Source organism: Flavobacterium akiainvivens (genome assembly GCF_001278115.1).
Taxonomy (GTDB): domain Bacteria; phylum Bacteroidota; class Bacteroidia; order Flavobacteriales; family Flavobacteriaceae; genus Flavobacterium; species Flavobacterium akiainvivens.
Map to the genome: position 1 here is coordinate 2,405,973 of NZ_LIYD01000005.1, position 17,255 is coordinate 2,423,227.

Genomic DNA, 17,255 nt, shown 5'->3' on the forward strand with positions numbered 1-17,255 from the left:
CACTATGTACGGGACGTTTTCACTTTTTAATTAATCGTTGTTGTATGAATCAGGGGCATTGTATTATCCCCTGGTTAGCCATCCTCGCCTGCTGGCGGTTGCAATGGCATAAGGTGTTATCCAGAATAGCCCGAAGGTAAACAGGAAGCTGTATGAATAGGCCCAAAGCGATTCAGACAGGTTATATCTTTTTGCATAGAAGAATACACTAAAGCTTGAAGCCAGCAGTATACCGAACAATGCAGAACTAATAAACAACAGCGGGTGCATTACAATCATTACCAGCATAAGCAGCAGTAATGGATAGGTAAGCAGCATATTTAGCGACTGGTCGAAGAATATTAACCTTGTACCAAACCTTGATGCCTCCGGCCTGAATTTTTTAAATACAAACTTAGCCATCATCAGGTTTTCGCGCACGTTGCTCCTGCCCCAACGGATAAACATTTTGTAAAGGCCTTTGTATTTTTCAGGCACGTTAGTAAGCACATAAGAGTTACGCTGGAACAATATGTGGTAACCTTGTTTCATGATCATATTGGTCATGGCACGGTCTTCGCCAATATCGCTTGGCTGGCCGTTAAAGGTTTGGTTAATCCAGTCTTCAAGGCAGTTAAACACGGCCTCACGGCGGTAAGCAGAAAGCGCTCCGGGAGTACACAGTACAGAACCCATGGCACTTTGTGCACTACGCATAAACTCAAAACTCAATACAAAGCTTACATTTAGCATTTTAGGTATAATAGCCTTGTCATTGTTTAGCACTAGCACGTTTCCGGCTACGGCACCACAGTTTTCGTTTACAACAAACGGGCTAACCAGGTTGCGTAGTGTATCTGCTTTTACAACCGAGTCGCTGTCTACAGTAACAAATACATCGCCGCTACCCATTTTAAAGCCACGGTACAATGCATGGCGCTTACCCATGTTTTTAGGCTGCTGGTATATAGAAACCCTATCGCCCAAAGCGGCTTTGGCTTTCTTCATCCAGTCCCAGGTATCATCTTTACTACCGTCGTCAAAAACAAGAATTTGCAGTTTTTCGGCCGGGTAATCGCTGGCTACAAGGCTTAAAAGGGTATCATATACCAGGTGGCCTTCGTTATAAGCAGGTACAATTACGGTACAGGTAGGCAGCTCCTGGTCGGTTACCGATTCAACAGGTTTGTACCTGAAATACTGCACCACATTAAATAAAAAGTACAGCAGTTTGTAGCCCAAAAGTGCCATAGAGAATACTATAAAGTAAAAGCCCCATGTGCTTTGCATACGTTCAAGATGCAGTTGCTCAAATTGTGGCTGCAGCAGGTATACTAAAAAGCCCCCTGTAAGCATCATTATAAATGTAGCGAAAAGGATAATAATCCTTGATGTTTTTAAACTGCTTGGTTTGTTTTCCGGTTCTTGCACAGGTGCCTTGGTTTTTGTAACCGGGGCTGCTTTGGCAACCAGCGGCATCTGGCGTGTTGTAGTGATGTTTGCTTCCATTTTGTGTGGCGTAAATGTTATTATTCAGTAAGGTGGAAGGAATAGGGTTATGGAAAAACGCCTAATATCCCATACCAGAAAAGACAACCACCATACCAAAACACCTTAACCACACATAATCAACGCATTACATAATTTTAACAAAATTTTTCTTGGGGAATTTTCCCCACCCCGGCCTGAAATTCCCCAATTATTTATTGTTTCTACAAGAAAATGGGCCGTTTTGGGTATGCAAAAATCTTTTTCACAGCGTTTTGGCAATAATAGTACATACCTAATGCACTATTATTAACATCATTTAACTACATCAGGGCAATATGCCTGCCGGATTAACAAAAGTTTTTGACCCAATACCCCCTTAAAAGAAAAAAGCCGACCGTTTGGGGTCAGCTTTTTGTGGGTATTTGAAGGATGTTACTTACATCACTTTATTCTGCTTCAGCCATTTTATACAGTTTTCAAACCAGTCTTCGGTAGTGGTGCGGTTGTTCATGCCATAGCCGTGGCCGCCGCTCTGGTAGGTATCCAGCACGCCTTTTACCTTATTATCTACCATGGCCTGGTAAAACAAAATAGCGTTTTGTACGGGCACAATATCATCATCCTGAGAGTGCACTATAAACGTAGGGCACATATCGGGCTTAACCTGCTTTTCGTTACTAAAGGCATCAACTGTTTTTTGTGAGGCACCTTTACCTATAAGGTTATCTTTACTGCCGGCATGCGTAAACTGGCCCATGCTGATAACCGGGTACACCAGCACTGAGAAATCAGGCTTAACGCTCAGGCTGTCGGTTACGGGGATTACCGGTGTGTTATAATGCGTAGTGGCTGTTGCGGCCAGGTGCCCTCCTGCCGAGAAGCCCAGTATGCCAATTTTAGCCGGGTCTATACCCCACTTGGCGGCATTTTCGTGCACCAGTTGCAGGGCGCGCTGTGCATCCTGTAGCGGGCCAATAGAACGGTCGGTCATTATCTTGTCGCTGGGCAGGCGGTATTTAAGCACAAAAGCGGTAACGCCGTTTTCGGCAAAGCGTTTGGCTACGTCTTTCCCCTCATGGTTATAGGCCAGAAACTGGTAGCCGCCACCCGGGCAGATAATCACGGCTGCTCCGTTTGCCTTGCCTTTTTCGGGGAAGTAAGGCAGCAACGTAGGCGTTATTACCTTGCTTAAAAGGCCATCTTTATTTTCCTCTTTATAATCGGCCGGGGCAGGCTTGCTGTTGGGTATGGTACTGTAAAGTGGTATGGGTTCTTTTTGCTGGGCTGTGGCTGATAATGATAGCATAAGGGCGAAGGCTATACAAGCGTGGGATTTTAGTTTCATTATATATGTGTTTGGTTTTAGCGTTACAAATGTAGCGTTTTACACTTTTGCTGTATATTTAAATATACGAAACGGCCAAAAACAAAAAAGCCCATATATAAAATACATGAGCTTTTTTTCCCAAAAAAAGAAGAAAGTTGTTTGTTTGTACTTGCAGTGTTAATTGCCCTACAATATGCTGTAAAAATTCTTGCTTTAACAACATTTCAAAGCTAATAAAAATAGTGCATCTTAAAAATTGAACCGCTATTTTTCGCAAAAATTCAATAGTGGGGCAGTTACACCTTTCTTTTAAGAAAGAATCGCATTGCAACCTGAAATATGTTAAATAAAAGGTAATGTTTTATTCATTTTTTCACTACATCGTTTTAGTGGAAATGTAGTATTTGTCGGGCAATATGAGGTATTAAAGTTTCTAAAACGTTTGAGAGAAGTAGTTGGTGCGTTTTGGCAATAGGGTTTCGGTAAGATTATTACGGATTAGTTTTTTTAGTAATATTGAAATAACGTATACGTTATATATAAAAATCCCTCTTAACATGAAAATATTAGCCTTCGTTTTCTTTTTAGGCTTTGCCATTAGTGGCTTTTGCCAAAGACAGGTTACAAAAACGTTTAACCTGCCGCTTTACACCTGCACCGACAGCATTTTTAACCAAACCCTGAACAACGTGCTCCTGGCCGATACATCGTGCCTGAAGGGCGATTATGTTTTCCAGCTTTCGGGAGAATTTGACCAAGGTGGAACTTATAACGTGCACATAGGGTGGTACCCCATAACCGGACATACCCCAAAATGCCACGGCTATTTTATGGTAGGTGACAGGATCTGTATTATAGATGTTTATAATGACAACATTTTTGTAGGAAAGCATTTTGTTAAAGCCAAAACTACCCGGCAATTCACTTATAAAGAATGGGTAACTGATGATTTTGTGAGGTTTAAACCTGAAGAGTTTTCGATATGGTTTTTTGATTATGGCACTGACGGTTTAAAGCTAACGGAGCATTATTGTGTACATTAACGGGCATAAAGCCCGCTATTCGGCTTCAATAGCCCCCTCAACATCCACAACCTCGCCCTCGCTTTTGGCAATTACCATTGTGGCAATGCCGTTGCCTATAAAGTTGGTAATGGCTCGGGCTTCGCTCATAAACTTGTCAACGCCTAGTAAAAACGCCAGCCCCTCAACGGGTATTTTATGCACCACCGTAAGCGTACTGGCCAGCACGGCAAACCCGCTGCCGCTAACCCCCGCAGCACCCTTGCTGGTAATCATGAGCAGGCCTATAATGGTTAGCACCTCCCCAAAGCTAAGCTGCACGTTATACAGCTGCGCCAGGAATATAACCGACATGCTCAGGTAAATGCTCGTGCCATCCAGGTTAAACGAATACCCCGTAGGCACCACCAACCCCACAACCGACTTGCTACAACCGGCCTTTTGCAGTTTTTCCATAAGGTTGGGCAGCGCACTCTCGCTTGATGATGTGCCTAAAATAATGATAAGCTCGGCTTTTATGTATTTTAAAAATTTGAGCAGCGGCAGTTTGTAATACCGCATTATACTGCCCAAAATAAGGAAGATAAACAGCACCATGGTTATGTATACGCTTATCATAAGCTTGCCCAGCGGCACCAGCGTGTGCAGGCCAAATTTACCCACCGTAGCGGCCATAGCGCCAAATGCTCCAACAGGCGCCAGGTACATAACCAACTTAAGCGCCTTAAAAACATAGCTGCTGGCGGTGTAGAGGTAACCCACCATCACTTCGCGTTTTTTGTAGTAATTGAGCGCTATGCCCACCACAATGGCTGCCACCAGCACCTGCAGCGTAAAGTTATCCATAAAAAACTGCACCCAGCTAAACTCCTTACCTTTACTAATGGCTTCGGCGGGGTTTTGCATTTGCAGCGATGCGCGGTCTATACTGCCGGGTTTTAGCAGGTAGGCCACGCCCACACCTATGGCAAGGGCAAAGGTGGTAACCACCTCAAAATACACAAGCGCCTTAATGCCTATGCGCCCCACCTTGCGCAGGTCGCCCATGCCGCTTATGCCCAATACTATAGTCAGAAAAATTATAGGGCCTATAAATATCTTAATAAGCTCTATAAACCCTTTGCCTACCTTATCAAGGTTAACCGCCACATCAGGCCGGTAGTGCCCCAGCAGTATGCCCGCCGTTATGGCAATAAGCACCCAAAAGGTAAGGTTGGTAATAAGCCCCAGGAAAAACCGCGGCACACGGCCCGGCTGCCACTGTTGTGTATCCATCTGTAACGTTATAGTGGTGGCAAGGTAATGATTTTTATTTCAGGTTATTTAGGATTATTTTGCAAAGGAAGCGCAAACAAACCTACACAAAGATTTTAGGGGATTACCTTTTAACTTTGCCAAGCTTTGCACCTTCTTTGTAATTCTTTGCCTAAGCATTTTATCACTATAATTTTTAACCATCTGCGGAATAAGCCCCGCTTTTATACAAACAAAAAACCGCCGGGCAATGCCCGGCGGTTTTTATATGTTTATGGTAAAACACACCCCTAACCTCACTCAAGAGGGAATAGCTTTACTCAAGCCGGAGCTTAATCCTGAACTATTCTTTTAGCGAGCGCACTTTAACCTTGTTAATCTTTACGCCATCCATTTCCACAACCTCAAGTTCATACAGGTTCCAGGCCAGCTTTTCGCCCACTTTGGGTATGTAGCTCAGCTCAGTCATTATAAGGCCACTTACGGTGGTTACTTCATAATCTGTAGTAAGCTCATCGAGGTCAAAATACGTAAGGAAGTCGTGCAGCGGGTAATGGCCGTCTACCATCCAGGTACCATCGGGGTGCGCCACAAGCTGAAACTCATCTTCATAAAAATCAGATGCATCGCCCACCAGCGCCTCCAGGATGTCGTTTAGGGTAATCATACCCTGAAACACGCCATACTCATCGGTTACCAGCGCATAGTGTACCTTGGTTTGCTTAAATATTTCCAGTGCTTTGTAGGCGCTTGTGTGCTCAATCATGTACACCGGCTCTTTTATAATTTCGCTAAGGCTGAAATTTTCCCTTTCAAAATTGGCAAAAATATCTTTAAGCAGTACAATGCCGGTAACATCGTCAAGGTTATTGCCTTCGGCCACTACGGGATATACCGAGTGCAGTTCTTCGAGCATTACCTCGCGGGTACGTTCTTTATCAAAATTAGAAGACAGGTAGCTAACGCTCTTGCGGTGCGTCATGAGCGAATTCACCTTACGGTCGCCAATATGGAACACGCGCTCCATAATGTCGTGCTCAATTTCCTGAACCTCGCCGCCTTCGGTACCTTCTTTAATAATGGCCTTGATTTCTTCTTCGGTAACCTTGCCATCGGCCGTTGGGCGTATGTTGAAAATCTTCATAAGCCCGTCTGTACTTGCGGTAAGCAGCCATATAAACGGCGCGGTTATTATGGAGATGTACTTCATGGGCAGCGCCACCAGCTTGGCAATGCTTTCAGGGTAGGTAAGCCCCACCCTTTTAGGCAATAGCTCTCCTAAAACAAGCGAGAAGAATGTTAGTATAACCACCACAATGCCCACGGCAATCTGGTTGGCATACGGCTTTAAGGCCTCAAAGTTTTCTACATATACCTGTACGTCATCGGTTACTTTATCACCCGAATAGATACCCGTTAAAATACCTATCAGGGTAATGCCTATTTGTACAGTACTAAGGAATTTGTTTGGCGCATTGGCCAGGTCGAGCGCGGTTTGCGCTGCGGCGTTGCCTTTTTTGGCAGCGGCTTCAAGGCGGTTTTTACGCGCCGATATTAAGGCGATTTCGCTCATCGAGAAAACGCCGTTTAAAATAATAAGGAATAATATTATTGCTATTTCCAATTGGTGTGGTTTAAGTTAGAGCTTGTCTATCACCAGGCCTAACCTCTCGGTTATCTCGGCGATTGACCCTATACCGTCTACCGCATAATACTTACCCTGTTTAGAGTAAAATTCTATAAGCGGGGCGGTTTTTTCGTTGTATTCCTGGTAGCGTTTGCGAATAAGCGTTTCATCCTGGTCATCGGCACGGCCGCTGGTTTTGCCACGCTCTAAAAGGCGTGCCACAAGAATATCGTCATCTGCCTCAAGGCCCACAACAGCATTTACCTGCCACGCTTTGGTAATAAGAAATGCGTCAAGCGCTTCGGCCTGTGCAACGGTACGCGGAAATCCGTCAAACAAAAAGCCTGCGGTGCCGGGGTGTTTTTCTACCTCATCCTGAAGCATTTTAATGGTAAGTGCATCGGGCACCAGCTGCCCTGCATCCATAAAGGTGCGGGCTTCGCGGCCCAGTGGTGTATCATTCTGCAAATTAAAACGGAAAACATCGCCGGTAGATATGTGGGTAAGGTTGTAGCGTGTTTTTAAAAACTCAGCCTGTGTGCCTTTGCCCGCGCCGGGCTTTCCGAAAAGAACTATATTTTTCATTTGTATATATAATGAGTGTGTTGAATTAACTGTGCAGTTGGTATACTTCGGGCAGGTTGCGGCCCAGCCCGTCATAATCAAGGCCGTAGCCCACAATAAATTTATTGGGTATTTCAAACCCTATATAATCAAGGGCTATGTTTTGAGTGTAGGCTTCGGGCTTAAAGAAAAGAGTAGCAATTTTTAGTTGCTTTACCTTTTGGGCTTTAAACATTTTAACCAGCTCTGCCACGGTATGGCCGGTATCTACAATATCTTCTATAACCACCACGGTGCGGCCTTCAAGGCTTTGGCTAAGGCCAATAAGCTGTTTGACGGCACCGGTACTTTCGGTGCCCTCATAGCTGGCTAATTTTACAAAGCTTATTTCGCAGGGTTTGGTGTAGTGTTTAACAAAGTCTGATACTACCATAAAGGCGCCGTTTAAAACGCCTATAAAGACGGGAACCTCACCGTCAAGGTCGGCCTCGGCCTCTTTGGCCATGCGTTCGAGAGCAGCGCCAATGTCCTGGGCTGAAATGAACGGAACAAAATGTTTGTCGTGAAGCTGTATCACCTTTGTTTACTGAATAGTGTATAATTTGCAAATATACTAATTGTAGCACAGCACATTATAAGCATAGTGTTATTTTGTAATATTTTTATGAACGTTAAATATAAGCTAATGTTCAGGTAGTTAGCAAAACCTTATGAGTATTGCGGCGTAAATTGGGTGTACTTAAAAATTAAACACCTTGCAAATTATGAACAGAAACCAATATATGCCGGGCATGGCACTGCTTATGAGTTTTACCGCATTTACCGGTGCGGTTACCTCCCCACAGGAAGATGAAGTGGTTAACACCGAAAGTAACGCCGCATAAACAACGTTAAAGCATGAAGAAAAATTTATTTATTCCGGGTATGGCGCTGCTTTTAAGCCTTACAGCCTGCACCCAAAAGAAAGTTACCAAAGAAGAGAAAGAGGAGGCCAAAGCCGAAGGCAGCACCACGGTTGAAACCGCCATAGGTCCGCTAACACTGCCCGCACCGTTTGTAACAGAAAGCGTTACCAACCGCAATGGCATGGCCGACTGGGGCACCAATACCCCTAAAGCACCGGCCGGGTTTACCGTTACCAAATTTGCGGGCGACCTTAAAAACCCACGCAATACCTACATAGCCCCTAACGGCGATATTTTTGTGGTGGAAAGCAACACCGCCAGCAGTGCCGACCGCATTACGCTTTTTCGGGATGCAGATAAAGATGGCACATTTGAAACCCGTACCGTTTTTGCCGAAAAGCTCAACCAGCCTTTTGGGGTACTGGTATTGAAAGATTATTTTTATGTAGCCAATACCGACGGGCTGTACCGCTACCCCTACAAGCCCGGCGATACCAAACTTACCGGCCAGGGCCAGAAAATTGTAGAGCTTCCGGCTGGGGGCTACAACAACCACTGGACACGCAACCTGATTGCCAATGCCGATGGTTCTAAGATATACATATCAGTAGGCAGTGGCAGCAACGTGGCCGAGCACGGTATGGAAAACGAAGTACGCCGTGCCAATATTCTTGAAGTAAACCCCGATGGTAGCGGCGAACGCATTTATGCCAGTGGCCTGCGTAACCCCGTGGGCATGGACTGGAACCCCGCCACTAAAGAGCTGTGGACAGCCGTTAACGAACGCGACGAACTGGGCGATGAGCTGGTGCCCGACTATATAACCAGTGTTAAGCCCGGTGGCTTTTACGGATGGCCGTATTCTTACTTTGGGAAGATTGAAGACCCGCGCAAGAAAGGCCAGGGCAAAGACCTTGTGGCCAAATCTATAGTACCCGATGTGCCTGTGGGCAGCCACACGGCATCATTAGGGTTGGCTTTTTACACCGGTAAAACCTTTCCTGAAAAGTATAAAAACGGGGCGTTTGTGGGTCAGCACGGCTCATGGAACAGCAGCAGGCTGGTAGGCTACAAAGTGTTGTTTATTCCGTTTAATGCAGGCAAACCCGGCCAGCCCGAAGATTTTTTAACCGGCTTTATTGCCGATGAAAGCAAGGCCAAAGCATACGGCCGCCCGGTAGATGTTACGGTTATGAACGACGGTTCGCTACTGGTTAATGATGATAGCGGTAACACGCTGTGGAAGGTAACACCAAATAAATAAGAAAGTTTTTTCACTTTGCTGTAATAATTTTTTTTGGAAAATCCTGCGGTGCAATGCCGTAGGATTTTTTCTTTATTTTTAGGGGCGCTTAAAGGGTGTGAGTGGTATTCTTCTCTTCCGAACTATTGTATGGACAGAAATATTGGAAGTTTTATGAATTACAAACACACAAAAAACATAATCAATTGTTTTACAACATACTAATACGAATGTAGAATTTTTTAAAACACAAAGACACAATGATCACAAAGGGAGCTACAGTATTTTTATAATTTAGTTCACAAACCTTTGTAAACTTGATGGTTGTATTTCCTTGTGTTCTTTGTGTCTTTGTGTTTTAAAATTAATTGAAAATGTGTGCACACGATAGTCCGCAGGAAGGGAATCCTCACGCAGGCGGAACATTAACTGTATTACAATTGTAAAACCTCACGAAAAACATAAACATCCAACAAAATTAAAATGCCTAAACAACTACTTACCTGCCTTTTTATATTATTTACCGCTGTGGCCTTTGCGCAGGATACCCTTTATAATATAGTCCCGCAAATGAAGTATGTAAAGAAGCAAACGCGCGATAGCGTGCAGGTGCTGCGTGAGCCTGACTTTTTAGATTATCTTGATGAACTCAGCATCAGCAGCTACCATGTTAACGGCAATGTAACCGATGCGCCAAATGCCATAAGTGTGCTTACCACAAAAGACCTGCAACGCAACAATACTACCGATATAAGCCCTGTGCTCAATACCCTGCCCGGTGTGCTTATGCAAAGCGGCGGTATTAATACCAACCGTATTTCCATTCGTGGCATTGGGGCACGCACGCCTTATGGCACAAATAAAATACGGGCGTTTTACGGCAACATACCCCTTACATCGGGCGACAGCGAAACCACCATTGAAGATATTGACCTCGAAATGATGCGCCGTGTTGAGGTTATAAAAGGCCCGCAAAGCAGCGTGTATGGCGCAGGGCTGGGCGGTGCCATATTAATAGAGCCGCAGTATAACGCAGCCCTTAGCGGAAGCCGTGCCCGCACAAGCACTACGCACGGTTCTTTCGGTATGCTTAAAAACACCGCTACTTATAGCTATGCCTCAAAAAAAGCGCTTATAAGCATAGGCTACCACAACCTGAAAACCGATGGCTGGCGCAAAAACAGCGCTTACAACCGCGAGGGAATTACCCTGGCAGGGAATGTAAAAATTACTAAAACCGGCACGCTGACCTACTTTGGCAACCATATGTATATGAAAGCTTACATACCCAGTTCGGTTACGCTCGATAGTTTCAATAATACCCCACAAGCCGCAGCGCCTACATGGGCCGCCAGCAAGGGTTTTGAACGCTACACGTCTTACATGGGTGGGGTGGGGTATGACTGGAACGTGGCCGGAACCGTGCAAAACGCCACATCGTTGTTCATAAGCGGAAAGGAGAATTATGAGCCAAGGCCGTTTGACATCCTTACGCAAAACAATACCGCCTGGGGTGCCCGCACACAGTTTAAGGGCTTTTTTGATGTGGGTACATCGCAGCTGTTTTTTATAGCCGGGGCAGAATATTTTAACGATGGCTTTACCGGCGGCACCTTCCAGAATCTGTACCAAGACAACAACGGTAACGGCACGTTGCAGGGTAGCCGCCTTACGGGCAGCGAACAGAAACGTAACTTTATAAATGCATTTGCACAGGCGCGGCTCGAAATGATTTGGGGCTTGCAGTTACAGTTAGGGATTAATTACAACAAAACACAGTTTGGGCTTGATAACACCTTTCCTGCCGGGAGCGCATCATCTGAAGATTATAGCTACAATGGTATTTGGGCACCGCAGGCAGCAATTATGTACAACATAGGCAGCGGAACGCTATATGCCTCGGCCAGCCGTGGTTTTTCTATGCCCGCCATAGAAGAAACCCTTACACCCGATGGCACTATTAACCCCAATATAAAACCCGAAAGCGGCTATAATTTTGAGGTGGGCTACAAGGCAAACATCTTAAAAGATGAAAGGCTGTATGTAGAAGTAAGCCTGTACACCATGCAGGTTAACAACCTATTGGTAGCACAGCGCGTGGGCGACGACCAATATGTAGGTATTAACGCCGGTAAAACCCTGCACCGCGGTATTGAGGCCTCACTAAGGTATAGCCTCTCAATAGCCGGAGACTGGCGGCTTACCCCTTATACCGCGGCCTCTATAGGACAGTATGAGTTTAAAGAATTTGTAAATAATGATGTAGACTACAGCGGCAAGGAACTTACGGGCGTACCCAAAAACAAGATAAATGGCGGGTTTACCTTCAATATGCCGTACGGACTGTACGTCAGTGCTGATTATTATTATGTAGACCAGATACCCATGAATGATGCCAATTCGGCGTATGCCGATAGCTACAACCTGCTTAACGCTAAAGCGGGGTGGAACAAAACGTACGGCATAAACAATCATGATGCACTTACGTTTAGCCTTTCGGTGGGCATAAACAATATTGCCAACACCCATTATGCCAGCATGGTACTGGTAAACGCCACGGGCTTTAACGGTGCACAACCCCGCTATTACTATCCAGGCCTGCCGGTAAATTATTATGGCAATGTGGGGGTTAGCTATGCGTTTTAGGTTATGACTTAGTTGAGGGTTGGGAGTTGCGGGTTGTTTGAACGTTGTTTGCGAAAGAAATCATGCCCTAAAAGTTCCATAAAGTTATAATTATAAACTTTTACACACCCTTAGCACCCAATCCTCAATACTTTAACACGTAATATCACAAAAAAGCAAAAGTTTGTAAGCAACTATAACGGTTTATCTTCATCTATCAATAAATTAATAAACTACTTTTAAATTATTGCTAACAAAAGAAAAACTACTTATGAGAATTTATCTACTTATTTGTTTTTGGATTTCCTGTATGGCCACGTGTTTTGCGCAGCAACAGGCAGTTATTACGGGCGACGAAATGCTTTGCCCTAACGGCACCGGTACCGCTATGGTTCAGGGCATTGTGCCCTACGACAGCTACCAGTGGCAGGTAAAAGCCTATGGCGAAAGCACTTTTGCCAACATAGCGGGCGCTACATCGTCTACCTTTACGTATGACCAGTATACCTACAGTGTTACCCACATAAGGTGTCAGGTTAGCCAAAACGGCGAAACCTTTTACAGTAACGAGCTGTTTATAAACAGCCTGACATTTTTACCCCCTTTTTTTAGCACCGAAACTACAGGCAGTGCAGCGTTTGACCCTGAAACGGGCAACTATGTTATTTGCCCCGGAGACACGGTTGTTAATTCTGTAATGAATGGCGGCAACGTGCAGTGGTTTAAAGACAATACGCCTATTGCGGGTGCAAATACGGCTACCTATACCATTACCGAGCCCGGCACGTACCATGCCACTACCGCACCGTCAGAATGTCCCGGTTCTGCAAGCAACACCCTACCGGTTGTGGTGGTATACAACCCTACCTGTGCACCGCTTGATTTAGACCCTGTTATAGAGGGCGACACCATGCTGTGCCCGGGTGCCGATGGTACAGCCGAAGTAACCAACGAAACTGAATATGATACCTATCAATGGCAGGTTAAGGCCTATGGCGAAGACGAGTTTGCCGATATTGAAGGTGCTACCGAAGAAACATTTACATACGGCCAGTATGAATATTCGGTTACGCACATAAGGGTTAAAGTTACCCTTGACAGCGAAACTTATTACAGCAACGAGCTCTTTATTGACGGCCATGCATGGACAGGGCTTACGGTTGCGCATTCGGCTGACGGACAGATTCCGGATATAGACAGCAACGGCAATATGCTTATTTGCGAAGGCGACACCATTACAAACAGCGTGGCCAGCCCGTATACTATAGTACAATGGTATAAAGACGGCGAGCCTATAGAAGGTGCTACAAGCACTACGTACCTTATTACTGCACCCGGCGAATATTATGTGGTGGCTGCACCGGCAATTTGCCCTACCAGCACCAGTACGTCTATTCCGTTTAATGTAATAAATAACCCTGACTGCGCCCCTAACCAGGACGGCCCTGTTATTGGCGGCGACACCATGCTGTGCCCTGACGGCGAAGGTACTGCCGGTACTATTAATAATATGGTATATGACAGCTACCAATGGCAGGTAAGGGATTACAACCCAGGAGACGAAGAAGAATTTACTGATATTGAAGGCGCTACCGAAGCCGGTTTTACATACGGCCAGTATGAGTATGCTGCCAAAGAAATAAGGCTGGTAGTTACCCTTGATGGCGAAACCTACTACAGCAACATACTGCTTATAGACAGTCATGTTTTTGCAGGCCTTATGGTAACACACACTACAAGCGGCCAGGTAAGTACCGACCCGCTGACCGGCGCATTTTTGCTGTGTGGCGATGCGGCTTCGGTAAGTAACACTGTGGCTTTGCCTTACACCATTGTACAATGGTATAAAGACGGCGAACCTATTGAGGGTGCTACCGAAACTACTTATGTAATTGTAGAACCGGGCGAATATTATGTGGTAGGCTCTCCGGAGGTATGCCCTGATTTTGAAATGACGCTGCCAAGCTTTACCGTGGGCTTAGACCCTGAGTGTACAACAGGTATAGACAACCCGGCAGAAAATGCCTTTACCGTATATCCTAACCCGGCTAACACCACGCTTAACCTTAGTGCACCAAACGGGGCGGTATTAGAAAGCTACACCATTATAGATGTTACCGGCAAAACCCTTTTAAGCGGTAACCTTACAGGCGCAACACCATCTATAAACATACAGGCACTGGCACAGGGCAGCTACATCATCAGGGTGAGCAGCCAAGGTGCACAAACCAGCAAAATGTTTATAAAACAATAGTGTAATTTTGAGTTTAGTTAAAAAGAGGAAGTCGCCCGGAAGTTATTTCGGGCGATTTTTTTATGTTAATTTTTGGTTAAAGAGATGCTGAGCGCTTATAGCGATATCTAACTTAGCAACAAGCTTTTAAGCTATCTTAAATCAATCTTCACTCCTTATGAAAAAATGCATCATTACACTTTTGCTTCTCATAGCTAATTTGGTTAGCGCACAGCAAAAACAGGAAAAAAGCGCTTTGGCTGTTAACTACGAAAAAGCAAAAAACAGTATGAGTTACCTTAGTTATCAAAAAGCGTTTGACCTTATTATAGAAAAAATGGATCCTGACCCTGATTCTGAAATCAAAGAACGGTTTGATAATACTGATGGATGGCTCGGGTGGATAAAAGACAATCTTGATAAGACTGCTTTTAAAAACTATGAGGAAGCAGAACAATACATGGCAAAATATATAGAAACCGGGAAGAAGTTTTATGAAGAAAATGCAGCTTATTTTGATGCCTGGGCCAAGGCAACAGAAGAAGAACAGTTAAAATATATACTGGGGCCATCATAAACCGGGATTATTATCCCGGTTTTTATGTTAATTTTTGGTTAAAGAGATTCCAACTGTTTTATGGGATACTTACCTTAGCATGAGCTTTTTAATAAGCGTTCAAACCAACCAATCAATTTATAAAACCGGGGTTATAGCCCCGGTTTTATTATTTTAGCCTAAAACCTGCATTATGCCTACGCCTTTCCAGATAGAGGTAGCCAACAGCACTGCCCACCGGCCCATTCGCGATGTGATTAGCGGCATGGTCTTTAGCACACCCGCCCTGCTGGCCGAACTTATGGAAATGGCCCTGGATACATCAAACAAAAACCACCACAAAGCCTGCTGGAGCCTGGAACTGGTTTTAGAACGGCATATCGATTGGCTTGCCCCTTACCTTGATACTTTTTGCAACACGCTTACCGGTTATAAACACGAGGGCGCCATACGGTCGGTTTCCAAAATATGCCTGTTTACTGTAGGCCATAACCAAAAACACCCCGGTTTTTTAAACGGCAGGCACCTGCAACACATTACCGAGGCCTGTTTTGACTGGCTCATAGCCCCAAATGACAAGGTAGCCACCAAGGCCTATGCCATGCGGGCGCTGTACATACTTGGTAAAAATGAAGACTGGGTACACCCCGAACTGCAACGCATACTGAGCGAAGATTTTGTAAAACACACAGCGGCTTATAAGGCGGCGGCTAAGGAGGTTCTTTTAAAGTTGCAAAGTAGCAACATTACAAAGTAGCAACGTTTTGTGTGTCTCAAAAATGGTTTCATTGCAATCATTTTTCATCTTCCGATAGTATAGCCCTATTCTTTTTTAGGCTCCTGCTCAAAGCTGAAGTTGCGTAGCTGCGGTGCACTGAAAAATGTTACCAGCACCACACCCAGCGTTAGGCAGCCACCCGTTACTACTGCCCGTACCGTGCCCAGCCAGTGTGCCATAACGCCGCTTTCAAAATCGCCAAGCTCGTTACTGCTGCTCACAAATATGGTATTGACCGATGCCACGCGCCCCCGCATGTGGTCGGGCGTTACGAGCTGAAGGATGGTACTGCGCACCACTACACTAACGGCATCGAACATACCGCTAAACAGCAGCGCAAAGAATGACAGCCACAAGTTGGTTGATAGCCCAAAGGTTATAATGCACAGGGCAAAACCCGTTACGGCTGCAAACAGTTTTTTTCCGGGGTTGGTGCGCAGGGGTATAAACGCCAGCAGCCCAAGGGTGCAGAGTGCCCCTATGCCGGGCGCCGAGCGCAACAGGCCGAAGCCCACGGTATCGGTATGTAAAATCTCGGTTTGGTATACGGGCAGCAGCGCCACCGCCCCGCCAAACAGCACGCTGAACATATCGAGCAGCTGTGCGCCAAGCAGCGCCGGGGTGCTTACCACAAACCGTAGCCCCTGCGAGAGGCTGCTGAGTATGGGTTCTTTCTCTTTTTTGATAACCGGCTTGCGCTTTATGTTGAGTATGGGCACCAACAGCAGTATTTGTACTATACACACGGTAAACATACCGGTCAGCGCTCCGTCAAGCGCTATCATTACCCCGGCTACCAGCGGCCCCATTACCGAACCCAGCTGCATGGCCATACTGCTCCAGCTGGTGCCGTTGGGGTACAGCTTTTTGTCCTGCACCACGAGCCCGAACAATGAAAAGACTGACGGCCCCATAAACGACCTGATTACCCCACCGGTAAACACCAGCACATAAATGCACCACAGGGTGGTTTGCGTACCCAAAGCGCCGTGCAAATAGGGTGTGGTAAGGCTAAACAGGCTCACGCCCAGCAGCACATAGGCCGAGATGCAGAACAGCACCATTTTGCGTTTTTCGGCAAGGTCTACAAAGTGTCCGGCTATGAGCGAGCAGCCCACGGCCGGTATAACCTCGGCAAGGCCCACAAGCCCAAGCGAGAGCTTATCGCGCGTTATGTGGTATACCCAGTAAAATATAGTAGTGATTTGCATGTTAAGGGCAAACATGAGCCCAAAGCGTATGGCAAGGAACCAGCGGAACTCGCGGTTTTTTAGTACGGGGTTCTTACCGAAGAACCCAACCGGCCTGTCGCCGGCCATGCCGTTATCCATAGTAGTTGTGTTTGTGCGTAAAGATACGGCGGGATGACGGGATGATGGGGCGGGGTTGTGTTAAATTGTTTTGAAGAAGTGGCAGGTAGCAGGTAGCAGGTAGCAGGTAGCAGGTAGCAGGTAGCAGGTAGCAGGTAGCAGGTAGCAGGTAGCAAAATTAAAAATCAAGCCACGAATTACACTAATTTCTCAAATTTTGATTTGTGAAAATTGGTGCAATTCGTGGCAAAGAAAAAATTTCCGCTAAAAAAATATTTCACACCGTGAATCCAAGTTCCGAAAGTGAAAAATTAGCGTTAAAATTATCTTAAAACGTAAGA

At 45.6% G+C, this 17,255-nt stretch carries 13 protein-coding genes; 6 read left to right on the forward strand and 7 right to left on the reverse strand.

What is annotated here, in order from left to right; translation table 11 throughout:
• Positions 1-63 precede the first annotated feature (63 nt).
• On the reverse strand, positions 64-1,488 hold the full coding sequence (locus AM279_RS10870; protein WP_082344213.1) for a glycosyltransferase family 2 protein: 1,425 nt from the start codon (positions 1,486-1,488) through the stop codon (positions 64-66).
• 418 nt (positions 1,489-1,906) lie between these two features.
• The gene (locus tag AM279_RS10875) at positions 1,907-2,815 is read right to left on the reverse strand and encodes an alpha/beta hydrolase (RefSeq protein ID WP_054408024.1); all 909 of its coding nucleotides are present in this window, start codon (positions 2,813-2,815) and stop codon (positions 1,907-1,909) included.
• 539 nt (positions 2,816-3,354) lie between these two features.
• Between AM279_RS10875 and AM279_RS10880 the strand changes: the two genes are divergently transcribed.
• A complete protein-coding gene (locus AM279_RS10880; RefSeq protein WP_054408025.1) occupies positions 3,355-3,840 on the forward strand; it encodes a hypothetical protein in 486 nt (161 codons plus the stop codon).
• A gap of 15 nt (positions 3,841-3,855) precedes the next feature.
• Here AM279_RS10880 and AM279_RS10885 read toward each other — a convergent pair whose 3' ends face one another.
• The 4 genes from AM279_RS10885 to hpt form a co-directional block, all read right to left on the reverse strand.
• The gene (locus tag AM279_RS10885; RefSeq protein ID WP_054408027.1) at positions 3,856-5,094 is read right to left on the reverse strand and encodes a cation:dicarboxylate symporter family transporter; all 1,239 of its coding nucleotides are present in this window, start codon (positions 5,092-5,094) and stop codon (positions 3,856-3,858) included.
• A 322-nt stretch (positions 5,095-5,416) separates the two neighbouring features.
• Complete coding sequence (locus AM279_RS10890; protein WP_074961354.1) at positions 5,417-6,697, reverse strand: hemolysin family protein; 1,281 nt, start codon at positions 6,695-6,697, stop codon at positions 5,417-5,419.
• Positions 6,698-6,712: 15 nt separating this feature from the next.
• Positions 6,713-7,285 (reverse strand): adenylate kinase, encoded by a 573-nt coding sequence (locus tag AM279_RS10895; protein WP_054408031.1) that lies wholly within the window; start codon positions 7,283-7,285, stop codon positions 6,713-6,715.
• 25 nt (positions 7,286-7,310) lie between these two features.
• Complete coding sequence (gene hpt / locus AM279_RS10900; protein ID WP_054408033.1) at positions 7,311-7,841, reverse strand: hypoxanthine phosphoribosyltransferase; 531 nt, start codon at positions 7,839-7,841, stop codon at positions 7,311-7,313.
• Positions 7,842-8,161: 320 nt separating this feature from the next.
• Here hpt and AM279_RS10905 point away from each other — a divergent pair, with 320 nt between their 5' ends.
• The 5 genes from AM279_RS10905 to AM279_RS10925 all read left to right on the forward strand — a co-directional run bounded on the left by AM279_RS10905 (position 8,162) and on the right by AM279_RS10925 (position 15,583).
• Positions 8,162-9,433, forward strand: a complete 1,272-nt coding sequence (locus AM279_RS10905; RefSeq protein WP_054408035.1) for a PQQ-dependent sugar dehydrogenase — start codon at positions 8,162-8,164, stop codon at positions 9,431-9,433.
• Positions 9,434-9,895: 462 nt separating this feature from the next.
• Entirely contained in the window at positions 9,896-12,058 is a 2,163-nt protein-coding gene (locus AM279_RS10910) for a TonB-dependent receptor (protein ID WP_054408037.1), read from the forward strand.
• Between the two features lie 250 nt (positions 12,059-12,308).
• Positions 12,309-14,291, forward strand: a complete 1,983-nt coding sequence (locus AM279_RS10915; protein WP_082344214.1) for a T9SS type A sorting domain-containing protein — start codon at positions 12,309-12,311, stop codon at positions 14,289-14,291.
• Between the two features lie 157 nt (positions 14,292-14,448).
• Positions 14,449-14,847, forward strand: a complete 399-nt coding sequence (locus AM279_RS10920; RefSeq protein WP_054408041.1) for a hypothetical protein — start codon at positions 14,449-14,451, stop codon at positions 14,845-14,847.
• 172 nt (positions 14,848-15,019) lie between these two features.
• A complete protein-coding gene (locus AM279_RS10925; RefSeq protein WP_054408043.1) occupies positions 15,020-15,583 on the forward strand; it encodes a hypothetical protein in 564 nt (187 codons plus the stop codon).
• A gap of 65 nt (positions 15,584-15,648) precedes the next feature.
• Here the strand turns inward: AM279_RS10925 and AM279_RS10930 are convergent, their stop codons facing one another.
• Entirely contained in the window at positions 15,649-16,935 is a 1,287-nt protein-coding gene (locus tag AM279_RS10930; RefSeq protein ID WP_236688516.1) for an MFS transporter, read from the reverse strand.
• Between the last annotated feature and the right edge of the window lie 320 nt (positions 16,936-17,255).